The sequence below is a fragment of the Microbacterium sp. TS-1 genome, assembly GCF_000509385.1.
In the GTDB taxonomy this organism is placed as follows: Bacteria; Actinomycetota; Actinomycetes; order Actinomycetales; family Microbacteriaceae; genus Microbacterium; species Microbacterium arborescens.
This window is the reverse complement of sequence record NZ_BASQ01000001.1, coordinates 2,027,132-2,038,670: the sequence shown is the minus strand read 5'-3', so window position 1 is coordinate 2,038,670 and position 11,539 is coordinate 2,027,132. Positions and strand designations below refer to the sequence as shown.

Annotated in this window: 11 protein-coding genes and 1 tRNA gene; 4 read left to right on the top strand and 8 right to left on the bottom strand. The window is 68.2% G+C overall.

Features of this window, described 5'->3' with window-relative positions:
• Nucleotides 1-17: 17 nt before the first annotated feature.
• Genes MTS1_RS09475 through MTS1_RS09465 form a run of 3 tightly spaced genes read right to left on the bottom strand, consistent with a single transcriptional unit; the run spans nt 18 to nt 2,557 of the window.
• The gene (locus tag MTS1_RS09475) at nt 18-1,253 is read right to left on the bottom strand and encodes a PP2C family serine/threonine-protein phosphatase (protein ID WP_023953400.1); all 1,236 of its coding nucleotides are present in this window, start codon (nt 1,251-1,253) and stop codon (nt 18-20) included.
• Nucleotides 1,254-1,262: 9 nt separating this feature from the next.
• Nucleotides 1,263-1,820 carry an FHA domain-containing protein gene (locus MTS1_RS09470; protein WP_023953399.1) on the bottom strand — a complete coding sequence of 186 codons (558 nt, stop codon included), beginning with the start codon at nt 1,818-1,820 and terminating at the stop codon, nt 1,263-1,265.
• Nucleotides 1,817-2,557 carry a DUF3662 and FHA domain-containing protein gene (locus tag MTS1_RS09465; RefSeq protein ID WP_023953398.1) on the bottom strand — a complete coding sequence of 247 codons (741 nt, stop codon included), beginning with the start codon at nt 2,555-2,557 and terminating at the stop codon, nt 1,817-1,819. The genes MTS1_RS09470 and MTS1_RS09465 overlap by 4 nt, the downstream gene beginning before the upstream one ends.
• Nucleotides 2,558-2,698: 141 nt before the next feature.
• Between MTS1_RS09465 and MTS1_RS09460 the strand changes: the two genes are divergently transcribed.
• A tRNA-Leu gene (locus tag MTS1_RS09460) sits at nt 2,699-2,782 on the top strand.
• Nucleotides 2,783-2,903: 121 nt separating this feature from the next.
• On the top strand, nt 2,904-3,521 hold the full coding sequence (locus tag MTS1_RS09455; protein WP_023953397.1) for a GNAT family N-acetyltransferase: 618 nt from the start codon (nt 2,904-2,906) through the stop codon (nt 3,519-3,521).
• On the opposite strand, the gene MTS1_RS09450 is transcribed toward MTS1_RS09455, so the two are convergent.
• The 5 genes from MTS1_RS09450 to MTS1_RS16085 all read right to left on the bottom strand — a co-directional run bounded on the left by MTS1_RS09450 (nt 3,457) and on the right by MTS1_RS16085 (nt 9,837).
• Nucleotides 3,457-6,816, bottom strand: coding sequence for an ATP-binding protein (locus MTS1_RS09450; RefSeq protein ID WP_036304725.1), 3,360 nt, complete (start codon nt 6,814-6,816; stop codon nt 3,457-3,459). The genes MTS1_RS09455 and MTS1_RS09450 overlap by 65 nt on opposite strands.
• Nucleotides 6,813-7,556, bottom strand: a complete 744-nt coding sequence (locus tag MTS1_RS09445; RefSeq protein ID WP_023953396.1) for a DUF4194 domain-containing protein — start codon at nt 7,554-7,556, stop codon at nt 6,813-6,815. The genes MTS1_RS09450 and MTS1_RS09445 overlap by 4 nt, the downstream gene beginning before the upstream one ends.
• Nucleotides 7,549-9,021: a DUF3375 domain-containing protein gene (locus MTS1_RS09440; RefSeq protein WP_036304724.1), complete on the bottom strand. Its 1,473-nt coding sequence runs from the start codon at nt 9,019-9,021 to the stop codon at nt 7,549-7,551. Before MTS1_RS09440 ends, MTS1_RS09445 begins: the two co-directional genes overlap by 8 nt.
• Before the next feature lie 121 nt (nt 9,022-9,142).
• Nucleotides 9,143-9,361 (bottom strand): helix-turn-helix transcriptional regulator, encoded by a 219-nt coding sequence (locus MTS1_RS09435; RefSeq protein WP_023953394.1) that lies wholly within the window; start codon nt 9,359-9,361, stop codon nt 9,143-9,145.
• Nucleotides 9,361-9,837, bottom strand: coding sequence for a DUF2975 domain-containing protein (locus MTS1_RS16085; RefSeq protein ID WP_023953392.1), 477 nt, complete (start codon nt 9,835-9,837; stop codon nt 9,361-9,363). Before MTS1_RS16085 ends, MTS1_RS09435 begins: the two co-directional genes overlap by 1 nt.
• Before the next feature lie 360 nt (nt 9,838-10,197).
• Here MTS1_RS16085 and MTS1_RS16465 point away from each other — a divergent pair, with 360 nt between their 5' ends.
• Both MTS1_RS16465 and MTS1_RS09425 read left to right on the top strand, forming a co-directional pair.
• Nucleotides 10,198-10,863 carry a hypothetical protein gene (locus MTS1_RS16465; protein WP_023953390.1) on the top strand — a complete coding sequence of 222 codons (666 nt, stop codon included), beginning with the start codon at nt 10,198-10,200 and terminating at the stop codon, nt 10,861-10,863.
• Nucleotides 10,860-11,336 carry a peptide ABC transporter permease gene (locus MTS1_RS09425; RefSeq protein WP_023953388.1) on the top strand — a complete coding sequence of 159 codons (477 nt, stop codon included), beginning with the start codon at nt 10,860-10,862 and terminating at the stop codon, nt 11,334-11,336. The genes MTS1_RS16465 and MTS1_RS09425 overlap by 4 nt, the downstream gene beginning before the upstream one ends.
• Nucleotides 11,337-11,539 lie beyond the last annotated feature (203 nt).

Below are 11,539 nucleotides of genomic sequence, written 5' to 3'. Positions count from 1 at the left end.
CGAGACGGCGGTGCCGGTCACGATGATCCTCCGTCCACGCGCAGGTTCTCGACGATGGCTCGCGCCTCGGCGAGCGAGTCGGCCGTGATCGTCTGCTTGACCAGGTCCAACTGGTACGGAGCCAGGTCGGCGAGGGCGATCCCGGTGTCCTCTTCGGGCGAGGAGAGCGAGATCGGTCCGATGCTCGGCGGGATGCCGCGGTAGATCACGACCGTGTCCTCGTCGACGCCCACGAAGAAGCGGGTCTGCGTCCAGCTGTAGGCGCCGAACAGCACGACGCCGATCGCCGCGAGGATGACTATGAAGCCCGCGAACCAGGTGAGCCGGCGCCGGCGTGCGCGGCGGCGGTCCTCCTCGATCAGTTCCTCGAGGAACTCTGCGGCCGGTTCGAAGTGCGTCGGTTCGTTCGCGGCCTGCCGAGCAGGATGCAGCCAGCTGCTGCGCTGCGGGCGAGCGGCGGGCACCTCGATGCCGAGCGGGTGCGACGCCGACCCCACGACCGTCGGCGGTCCGCTGAACAGCGGGTGCTGACCTCCGACGTCGACGATGACGATCGTGACGTTGTCGGGCGCTCCGCCGTCGAGGGCCTGCTTGAGGAGGCTGTCGGCAGTGCGACCGGGGGCCCAGCCCTGCCCGAGCGCCTTCGCGGTGTGCGCGTCGTCGACGACGCCCGACAGTCCGTCGGAGCACAGCAGCCACCGGTCGCCGGGCTGCGTGGGCATGATGAACGTGTCGATCTCGGGATCGGGATCCATGTCGCCCAGCACGCGCATGAGCACCGAACGGCGCGGGTGATACCGGGCCTCCTCCGGGGTGATGCGACCCGAGTCGACCAGGCGCTGCACGAAGGTGTGGTCCGTCGTGATCTGGGTGAGCGTCCCGTCGCGGAAGAGGTAGAGGCGCGAATCGCCGATGTGGGCGATCACGGCGTATTCGTCGACCATGACGAGCGCGCTGACGGTGGTTCCCATGCCGGCGAGCTCGGGGCGCACCTTGACGGTGCTGATCAGCTCCGCGGCCGTGTCGGCCAGCGCCTCGCGCAGCGCGGCCTCTGCCTCGGTCGTCGACGAGAAGGCGTGGTCGAGACTCTCGAGCCGTCGGACCGCCAGGCTCGACGCGACGTCACCGCCGGCGTGCCCGCCCATGCCGTCGGCAACGACGAACAGGTTCGAGCCGCAGAAGCCCGAGTCCTGGTTGTTCGAGCGCACCTTCCCGGTATGCGAGATGGCGGCGCTGGAGCCCTGGAAAACCATGCGTGCGGGCTACTTCCGCAGTTCGAACGTCGTCGCGCCGACCTTGATCGGCGCTCCCACGACGACCGGAACCGGAGAAGCGACGCGCTCGCCGTCGTGCCACGTGCCGTTGGTCGAGTCGAGATCCTGGATCATCCACTGGTTGCCCCACAGCACCAGACGCGCGTGGTGGCTCGACGTGTAGTCGTCGCGGATGACGAGACCCGACTCGCTCGAGCGACCGATGGTCAGCGGCTCGGAGCCGAGCGGAAGCTCGAGACCGGCCTTGGGACCGCTGGTGATGACGATGCGCGACACGGCGTCGGTCGTCGCCTTTCCGCCCTTGCCTGCCGGGGCCGCGGTGCCGACCGCGCCGACGGCGGCGGTGGCGGCATCCGGAGACGACGTGGGTGGACGGGTGACCGCGGGGCTCGCCGCGGGCGCGGCACCGGCGGCGGCCGGCTCGGGGAGCTTGCGCACCTTGACGCCGAACAGGTCGGCGCGCAGCGAGTACACGACGGCGAAGACGAAGAACCACAGCAGGACCAGGAAGCCGATCTGCAGCAGCAGGAGGGTCAGCGGACTCATCGGACGTCACCTCGGGTGTCGTACATGCGGGTCGCGTCGGCCGCCGACATCCGCGGACGTGCGGGAGCCTGAGCCTGCGGGACGACGCGGAAGACGATGTCGGTGCGACCGATCCGCACGACGCCGTCCGACGGCAGGGCGGCCTCGCTGACGCGCGAGCCGTTGAGCTGGGTGCCGTTGGTGGAACCGAGGTCGCGCACCATGGCGCGCTCGCCGTCCCAGAGGATCTCGACGTGCTTCCGGCTGGTTCCGGCATCCGGGATCGTGATGTCGGCGTCGCTGCCGCGCCCGATGACGGTGCGGGCCGCGACGATCGGATGCCGCGTCCCGTCGATGTCGAGCACGGCCTGCCACGACACACGGGCGCCCGCGTCAGAGGTGGAGTCGACGCGGACGGTGCCGGTCGACAGCTGCGGGTCGGCCTGGAGCGTCACGGTCACGGCGCCCGAGAACGAGTAGCCCTGCGCCTTCGCGTGCTTCTCGACCATTCCGCGCAGCTCGTCGAGGAGAGCGGGTCCGATCGCGTTCATGCGCTCGGCGTCGTTGTCGGACAGGCGCACCGTGAAGGCGTTCGGAACGAGGATGCGGTCGCGGCTGACGACCGCGGCCTTCTTGTCGAGTTCGCTGCGGAGGGCCGAGGCGATCTCCACCGGCTGGACGCCGCTGCGGAAGGTCTTGGCGAAGGCGCCGTTGACGGCACGCTCGAGACCCTTCTCGAAGCTGTCAAGTAGTCCCACTGGGCTCCTCAGGCAGGCGGATGGTTGCTTCATCGTAGTCAGCGAGGCTGAACGGACCATGCATTGGGCCTCGGATCGCGGCTCAGGAGCCGCCGTCGGCGTGATATCCTCGGGAAGTTGAGTTCGTGGAAACACGTTCTCGCGCGAGTGGCGGAATAGGTAGACGCGCTGGCTTCAGGTGCCAGTGCCCGCAAGGGCGTGGGGGTTCAAGTCCCCCCTCGCGCACAGTGAGACGAAGGCCTCCGACCGGGAAACCGGCGGGGGCCTTCGGCGTTCGTGGGGTGCTCCATATTCGAGTCACATCCCGAGCCCATACCTTCGCAAGTTAGTTGGCGAAGGGCTCCGTATGAACAACATCGTCCGACGGGTCGATCTCAGACCCACCGACCCGAGCGACCGGATGTCGTTCGCCCGCCGTCTCCAAGCGGCGTTCGCGCTCGCCGTGACCGATCACGGTCCGAGGTCGGACGTCCCGACGCCGTCCGACCGTGAGGTGTTCGCCTCGTTCGATGACGCCGCATCAGAGGTTCTCGACGTCGTGGCGAAGGGTGAGGTCGTGGGCGGAGCGGTCGTCGCGGGCGACGACGATCGTCGATCCCTCGAGCTCTTCTTCATCGATGCCGGCGCTCACGGGCGCGGGCTCGGGCGGACGGCCTGGCACGCAGTCGAGGCGCGCTACCCGGACACCGGGATCTGGGAGACCCACACACCCCACTTCGAAGTGCGCAACATCCACTTTTACGTCAACGTGTGCGGCTTCCACATCGTCGAGTTCTTCCACCCCGGCCATCCGCTCGAACACCCCGGCGAGGCGCAGGCGGACGAGGATCACTCGCCCGAGGTCGACGAGGACGTGCCGGAGTTGATGTTCCGGTTCGAGAAGGTGATGCCGCGCGCCGTCAGGATGCCGGGGCCTCCAGGGCGACCTTCGGCTTGGCCCACGATCGACCGCGCGTGTCTTTGAGGATGTCGTACTCGACGTCGACGTGCGGCTCGATGGCGCTGTACTTGTCGTTCGGGGCGCCGATCACGAGCTGGAAGCCGAGTCCGCGCCATGCTCCGATCGCACGCTTGGTGAAGTGCGCATCGGCCTTGATGAGGGCTTCGTCCATGAACACGGGCGCGTAGCGAGGTCGTTCGGCGCTGGCGTCGCCGAGCTGGTAGCGCAGGGCCGCGCCGACGATGAACGCGATGAGCTCCTGCGACTCGCCGCCGGACTTCTCGCCGATGTGGTCGTACAGCGCGACGTGCTGCTTCGTCACGGCATCCACCCGCTCGGCGCTCACGCGAACGTGGTTGCGGACGTCGATGAGGTCGCCGAAATCGGGTGCCGACCGCCGCATGTGCCCGATGAGGCGCGACATCCGGCGGTAGGCGTGCTCGCGCTCATCATCCGTCGTGGCGTTCTCGATCAGCCCGCGCACCTCGCGCAGCTCGCGCCGGAAGCGCCGGCGAGGCTCGGACTGGTTCTCGCGCGTGGTGATCTGCAGGCGGTGGTCGTCGTCGTAGAACGGGAGGTCCTGCATGATGCGGTTGATCGGGTCGATGCGATCACGGATCTCGCGGATCGACCGGCTGAGCGTCGAGTCGAGGTTCGTGAGGTCGTTGCCCGACAGCTTGAGCAGGCTGTCGCGCCACTCCGCCTCCAGCTCATGCAGCCCACTGGTCTCGAGGGCCTGGAGAGCGCGTTCGAAGTCGTCGATCGAGGTGTCGGGGTCGGGCAGCAGGTTCGGATTCGGCCACCGCTCGAGGAAGCTCGCCATGATGCGTCGCAGGCCCTCACGGCTCTCGTCGAGGGCATCGACGGCCGCCCGCCGGTCCTCTGCGAGGCGCTGCGCAGCCGTCGCGAGGGCGGCGGAGAAGCGGTTCAGCGCCTCGGACGGGCTGGCGTCCGAGGTCGGCCCATCGAGATGGAATCGCTCGTCGAGGAACGCGGACTGTGCGGCGGTGAGAGTGCGCTCCGCCCGCTCGGCGTCGTCCAGCACGGACTGATCCGAATCGACGTCGTCGATCACCTCGGCCCACTGCGCCTCGATCTGATCACGCTCGATCGACACGCGGGCGATCTCGTCGCGCAGGTGTGAGATCCGGTCCTTGATGTCGGAGATCCGTCGCTGCACATCGGCGATCTCGGGGTTGGCGGCCGTGACGTCGCTCTGCACGCCGATCCAGCGCTCTCGTTCCGCGGTGACCGCCTCGACGTCGACCTCTTCCCAGGTCAGGTCAGTGATCTTGGCGTACACAGCAAGGCGCGAGTCGACCGTGTCGAGCTCGGTCTCGGCGACCTTCCGCTCCCGCAGGGCGTCGTCGAGACGGCGGCGAGCGTCGTCGATGAGACGCGCCACGTCGTGCCGGCGTCGCTCGTTCGAGAACCCGAGGACGTTCTCGCGACCGTGGCCACCGTGCGCGCCGCGGTTGCCCTGCGCGACCTGTCCGGTGATCGTGAGCGCCATGCGATGCTTCGGCAGCTCGGCGCTGGAATCGACGCAGACGTATCCGTGACGGGTTTCGAGCCGCTCCTGCAGCCAACCGGTGAACGGCGAGCTCTGGTAGTCGAGGCGCCCGGGCAGGGTCTGCGGGTCGAGGTTGGCGACCGGCTCCATGCCTGCGTGCACGCCCTCGAAGCGCAACCGCACGGGGGTGTGGACCGATTCGATCGCCGCCCGGAAGCGCCCCAGGTGAGCGGTGTCGATCAGCACCGTGGTCGCGAAGCCGCCGAGCGCGAGGTTGAACGCCTCTCGCCACGGCTCGAACTCGGTGCGCACTTCGACGAGCTCGCCGACGAAGGGAAGGTCGGCTGTCGTGAGCCCGGCGGCCTCCGCGAGCCGCTCGCGCGACTCGTGCAGAGCGGGTGGGATGTTGCCGTGGCGAGAGGCCACGCGCTGAGCCTCCGCCTCCAGTTCTGCGACGTCGATCCGCGCGGCTTTCGCCGCCGACGCGGCTTCAGCGAAGGCGGAGCGAGCACGCGCTTTCGCATCGGAGTCGGCGAGTTCGGCCCGCGCGCGGGAGATGAACGCTGTGAACTCGTCGCGGTTCGAGATCTCGACGCCCAGACCGCGGAGGGCGGCGTCGAGCACCTCGCGGTGTCGCCGGACGTCGGTGAGGCGCCGCTCCACCTCGCGCAGTTCGCGCTGCGCCGTGGCCAGCCGATCCCCGCCGGAGAGCCGGAGCACGTCGATCAGGCCATCGCGCTCCGCCTCGGCGCCATCTGCGAGGGCACGCTTCTCGCGCAGCGTGACCTCGGCCGCGGTCTTGCGCTCGCGCAGCTCGGTCTCGACGTCGCGCAGCATCCCGAGGCGTCTGTCCGCTCGCCAGAGCGTGGCGAGCGACCCGGTATCCGAGAAGGAGCCGACCTCGTCGATCAGGTTCACCCGCTCGGCGGCGGCGGCCATCTTGGCGCGCAGCTGCGGGATAGGCGTGAGCGCGGTGACCTGCTGCCGAGCCGTCAGCATGCGCATGCGCGTGCTCTCGAGTCCGTCGAAGTGCGCGACGACGGCGTCGGCGGTCTCCATCGTCTCGGGCTCTTCGAGCACGAGACGCTTGTAGAGGTCGTCGACGGTCGTGATCTGCTGGCCCGCCTGGATGCGCGCGAGCAGGCTCATCGCCTTGGCCCCGGCCCCTGCTGCCCCGATGCCCAGGACGGCGTGCAGGCGGGCCGAGAACTCGCGGTCCGTTCCGACGGGCTCCAGACCGGCGTCGCGCACGGCGGAATCGGAAAGCCGCTGCGCGGCGGCCGGTTCGAGCGAGCGGAGGTCGAAGGCCCGATCGGTCGTCGCCCGCACGCGCACGGTGTCTTCGAGCACGCGCGCGCTGGCCGGGATGTACCAGGCTCGCACCGCTGTGAACTGCGACCCGTCGTGATCGATCCACGTCATCGAGACGGCGGTCCAGGTGTCTTCGCCGTCGCCTCGGAGGACGGTCATCTTCGTGCCGTCCTCGGTGCGCGACTCGTCGATCTTGCCGCGACCGTAGGAGAGGATGTTGCGCTGCTCGGAGCCGCGAGGACGCCCGGTGACGCCACCGTTCGAGGCGCCGTTGAAGGGAGTGGTGTGGGGCATCATGAGCGCGATGTAGGCGTCCATCAGCGTCGACTTGCCCGACCCCGAGCCGCCGCACAGAAGAGTGGCACCGGGGGAGAAGCGCACGCGATGGGCGCCCTCGTAGCCGCCCCAGTTGATGAGCTGAAGGTCTTCGGCGAGCCACTGCTGGCCGCGGGATGCCGCCGGGATGAGCCCGAACAGCGTCTCGAGCATCGTCACAGCTCCTCCTCCTGAGGCTCGTCGTCGCCTTCTTCGTCTTCGTCTTCGCCGGCCGCGATGCCACCCGTGTCGTCCGCCCCCGACCGGTCGCGTAGCCAATCGCGCAGTTCCCGCAGCTTCTCGGCGCTGAGGACGATCTCGACGAGCGGACTGATGCGGAAGCGGCCTGTCGTCTCCTCGTCGACGATGCCGTCGCGGGCGAGCCGGTCCATCGCTTTGCGGATGAGGCGCTGCCGCTTCGCGGTGTCGCCGTCGGCATCCGCGAAGTAGCTCATCACGGTCTGCTCGACGTCTTCGATGTCGACCCGGGCAGCCGGCTCACCGGCCGCCGATTCCCGCTGGTACACCGTGCGCAGGTGCACGAGGACGAGGGTCTCGGAGCGCGTGTATGCGGCATCCCGAAGCAGGATCGGAACATCGAGCTCGTCCGAGCGCACCTGCTGCTTGTACGCGACCCCGCGGTCGTGGTCGATCACGAGCCGCACGAAAAGGTCGTTGAGGCGCGATTCGACGAGCTGCTGATTGTCGAGGAGGGCTGTCCACTCCTCGCGGTTGCGGTCGGCGAGCACGAACCGCCGCTGCAGCAGGTGGACGAGCACGCGGCGCACCGCGGGATCGAGAACTCCGCGATCGCCGGGGAAGAGCTCGCCGAGATCGTCCTCCATCGCGGCGGGCTCGACGAATGCGCCGTCGCCCGGGGCCTCGTCTTGGGCTGCGCCGAGGGTGGCGGTGTCAGTCATCGTCGGACTCCTTCGAGGTGCGGGCGGTCACGGATCCGAAGGCGAAGCGCCGGGTGGTTCCGTCGGGGCGACGCGCCTCGACCACCGAAAGGTCTTCGCCCTCGCGCATGCCGTTGCGGTGGGCGATCTCGAGAAGGCCCACCAGGTCGACCGGGCGGCGGACATCGTCGTCCGCGGCGAGGAAGGCCTCACCCAAGTCGAACTCCTCGCCGAGTCCGGCGACGAGAGCCTCGAGCTCCGCATAGCGCGGACCGCCCCAGGCCCGCGTATCGGCATCCAGCATCTCCGGGTTTTCGTCGGATGCCGTCAGCGGTGCCGGCGCACGCGGCGGGCGGATGTCGGTCGTCGACTGCCGCAGGTGGCGGATGTCGGCCGTCGGCAGGCTGCGGATCATCTCGACGGTAGCCTCGGATGACGTGCTGTGCGTCCAGGCCTGGAGGCCGGCCATGACATCGCGCAGCAGATCGTCGACGTGGCGATCGCGGATGGGGTCGTGCGTGCGCACCTGCGCGGTGATGACCCGCGACGCACGGCGCTGCGCGGTCAGCACCTCTTCGACGCCCAGCTCGACGCGTCGTCCGATCGCATCGAGCTCGGCGCGCTGCTCGGCGTCCATCAGGCGCGCGAAGGGCTGCGCGACCAGGGCGTGCAGCTGATCGGTGAGGCTGTCGATCCGCTCGGGGTCGCCGATCAGCCGCAGCGCGCCGGCGAACGCCCGGCCCTCGGGGGTCGACTGCATGACGTGCTGCCCGCGCTGCAGGTACTCGCGCAGCACCTCTCCGGTGGGCCGAACATCGCGCCGGAGGTCGGCGACGACATCGCGCTGCATGGCCTTGATCGACTCCGCGACGCGCGTGAAGTCGGCGGGCAGCTCACGCGCCAGGTGCAGCACGTTCTCGGCCTCTTCGAGGAGCTGCTCGTCATCGATCGGCTCGGACTCACCGACCTGGAGGCGCGCGATCTCGGCGTCGAGCGCGTCGCGTTCGCGGATGAGGCGAGCCAACCGCACCTCCGGGTCGGTCTCGGCGTGGTCGGAGAGTCGTTCGACCGCTTCGAGGAGGGTGCGGACACGAGAGTTCGAGACCCGGGTGCGTCCGCCGGTGGTGCGTCCGGTGATCTCCAGCGCGCCCACCGCGTGGGCCGTCAGCCGGTAGACCTCGACGTCGCCGTCGATCTGGGGGACGAGCCATCCCACCCGCACCCAGTAGCGACAGATCTCACGGGCTGTGCCGGCCGGGAGCGCGCGGTCGTCCTCGTCGTATCCGGCCCCCCGCAGCTCGTCGAGGATCTCGGCGACCTCGGCATGCGCGTCCGAGATCTCGACCGACGGCCGGTCGACCGAGAAGACGAGCGAGAGCGTCGCGACCACGAACGGCGCATAGCGGCCGTGGAGCAGATCGAGCGTGGGGGTACGGAACGCCGACAACGCACGCAGATATGCGGCCTCAGCCCGAGTACTTCCCATCCATGCAACAGTATCCGGCGCGCCGACACCGAACTGTCGCGTCAGATCCCGTCGAGCGCCGGTGAATCTCGCCATCCGCGCGTTCGGCGACCGGACGCACAACACTGGTGGGTGCCCGAGCCTACGTGACGGCTGGGGCGTTGTCGTATCGAAGTATGTCGCCGGGCTGGCAGCAGAGCGCCTCGCAGAGCGCAGAGAGCGTGGAGAAGCGGACGGCCTTCGCGCGACCGTTCTTGAGCACGGCAAGGTTCGCTGGCGTGATTCCTATCGCCGCGGACAACTCAGCGACGGTCATGCCGCGTTCGTCCATGAGCCGGTCGATGTCGACGACGATCGGCATCAGATGACCTCCGCAAGGTCGTATCGCATGGAGGCGGACTGCCGAAGCAGCGTGAACAGCACGGCCAGAATCAACGTCGCCGCGGCACTGACTCCGATCGCGGCGAGCATGCCGAGCATGAGCGCTGGCGGCGTGACGTGCGCGGCGTTGAGCACCACGAACATCGCGAGGGTGCTGAGCCCAATCGCGGCGGGGCACCACGTCAGCGCGCGCACCCACGTGAAGGCGTCGGTCGTGAAGATGCTGTCGTCGCGCACAAGATCGAGCAAGCGCCACGTGACGATGACCGCTACCTGACCGCAGGCGATGACGAAGGCTCCCCACCCGATGATGACGGGCTCGATGCTGGCGACCTCCGCGTAGGCGCTGGCGAGGCCGGCGACGTTCGCGGGGATGATGAAGAGCTGGAGCGCGAGCCCGGTGAGGGCAAGTACGGCGAACACGATCTTGGCGGTGGCGATCAGGGTCCGGTTCATATCGCGCTCCTTCACTAGGTATCGAGAAACGATAGATCGTTTCTCGATAGGCGTCTACCCCTGGGCGCGTAGCGGCCGGGATGCCGACCGGGTCAGCGGGCTCCACAGCGCGAACCAAGTACCTGGCGATGGCCGGCCATAACGATCGTTTGCGGGGGGCTCGTCGGCATCAATGAGCAGCTGCGCGACACGCTGAGGCTCGATCTCATCGAAGAAGCGATCCTCGCGCCCTGGGGCCATTGACCCGCAGTCCCCGGCGGTCATCGTCCAGATGAATGAAAGACCCCGAGCTTCTGAGCTGCCGTTAGTAGCCCGCGACGGCGGCACCGGCTCGAGGGGGGTTTCGGTGGAACCCGGCTGATGGCAGAGTCCTATGCGGCAGGGGGGCTCCACCTAAAGAACGGACAGAAGATGCGGAACGCGAAAATGCTCGGCCTCGTCGTCGCGTCGGCGCTTGCCATGATGCTGGCGGTCCCGGGGGCTGCTAGCGCGGCGCAGGTTGAACCGGCACCACCGGCTGATGTGGCGGCTCAGATCGCGAGCGATCCCGAGCTGCGGTACGTCACGGTAGCGGAAGCGGAAGCACTTTATGGTTTCGACGCTGATGCTGAAGATGTCCCGGAGCCAGCCGCAACCGAGCCCGTCGTCACCCCTCTGTGGTCTTGGTGGGGCTGCGACTGGCGCGGAAAAGCCGATTACCCGCACGTGACGAAAAACGAAGCCTCTGTACATGGGTACTGGGTCAAGGATGGTGGCGACTGCCCAGCGACGGGAACGGTCACTGTCGAACTGCAAGCTCTGGGCTGCAGCCAGTTCGGTTGTACATGGATCACCCAGGCGACAGACGTCGCCCCGGGTGTGAAGCCAGGATCGGGAACGGGGCGGTGGGCCACTCCGCACAAGGCGTGCGCGAACAACAACCTCACCGGTTGGCGCGGCCGTGTCGACACGGCGCTCACTGATTTCTACGATCCGTTTGGTTGGGACGATGGGCCGGCCAAGGATCTGAGCTGCTCGCCGGCATGAGTGAGGACGACGAGCAGATCCGGTACGTCCCTCTGCGCCCAGCCGACGAGTACCATCGCGCACCTCAACGCCGAGCCTTCGTGTTGTCAGAGCTTTCTGTCACGCGACTGGTCATCATCTGCGAACTCGACCAGCCCCTTACCGGTAGATCTCGGCCCACCATGAGCATGAAGATCACGCAGTACTTGCGGATGTCGGACGACTCGATGGTGCGCCTCGACATGGATCGCGGGGTGAGCTCGTTCAAACACGGGTGGGAGAGGCCCGTGAGCTGGAAGAGCGCCGCGCAGGACGTAATCGATGAAGTTCTCGACCTCGTTCGGGCTGACGGAGTGGACGGCGAGTCATTTCCGTGGGAGGAGTACGCGGAAGCCGCGCGAGTGCGCGGTATCGAGGTGGGTCCAGACGAACTGAAGGACCTCCCCCACACCGTGCTCATATCGGACGAGCTGACGAAGGTCTTCGAGTTCTGACTTCCGGGACCCGTATCACTTGTGGCCCCGGCGTGAGTATCACCCGGGGCCACAAGTATTGCCCGCACGGTTCGCCTTCGTGGTCTCATCCGCGCCGTTCTTGCTCAGGCGGTTCTGGATGGCGCATCAGCCGACGAGATAGCCGAGACTGCAGGCCTCCTACAAGCGCAGGCCAACGAGATCATGTCGGGTCACACAAGCTT

What these genes read in the sequence shown, in the direction of transcription:
- MTS1_RS09435 (WP_023953394.1), bottom strand. Translation starts at nt 9,361, where the DNA reads ATGCCGATCGTCGTCGACATCGACCGGCTCATGGACGAACGCGGCATG.
- MTS1_RS09445 (WP_023953396.1), bottom strand. Translation starts at nt 7,556, where the DNA reads ATGACTGACACCGCCACCCTCGGCGCAGCCCAAGACGAGGCCCCGGGC.
- MTS1_RS16465 (WP_023953390.1), top strand. Translation starts at nt 10,198, where the DNA reads ATGGCAGAGTCCTATGCGGCAGGGGGGCTCCACCTAAAGAACGGACAG.
- MTS1_RS09440 (WP_036304724.1), bottom strand. Translation starts at nt 9,021, where the DNA reads ATGGGAAGTACTCGGGCTGAGGCCGCATATCTGCGTGCGTTGTCGGCG.
- MTS1_RS09455 (WP_023953397.1), top strand. Translation starts at nt 2,904, where the DNA reads ATGAACAACATCGTCCGACGGGTCGATCTCAGACCCACCGACCCGAGC.
- MTS1_RS09425 (WP_023953388.1), top strand. Translation starts at nt 10,860, where the DNA reads ATGAGTGAGGACGACGAGCAGATCCGGTACGTCCCTCTGCGCCCAGCC.
- MTS1_RS09470 (WP_023953399.1), bottom strand. Translation starts at nt 1,820, where the DNA reads ATGAGTCCGCTGACCCTCCTGCTGCTGCAGATCGGCTTCCTGGTCCTG.
- MTS1_RS09475 (WP_023953400.1), bottom strand. Translation starts at nt 1,253, where the DNA reads ATGGTTTTCCAGGGCTCCAGCGCCGCCATCTCGCATACCGGGAAGGTG.
- MTS1_RS16085 (WP_023953392.1), bottom strand. Translation starts at nt 9,837, where the DNA reads ATGAACCGGACCCTGATCGCCACCGCCAAGATCGTGTTCGCCGTACTT.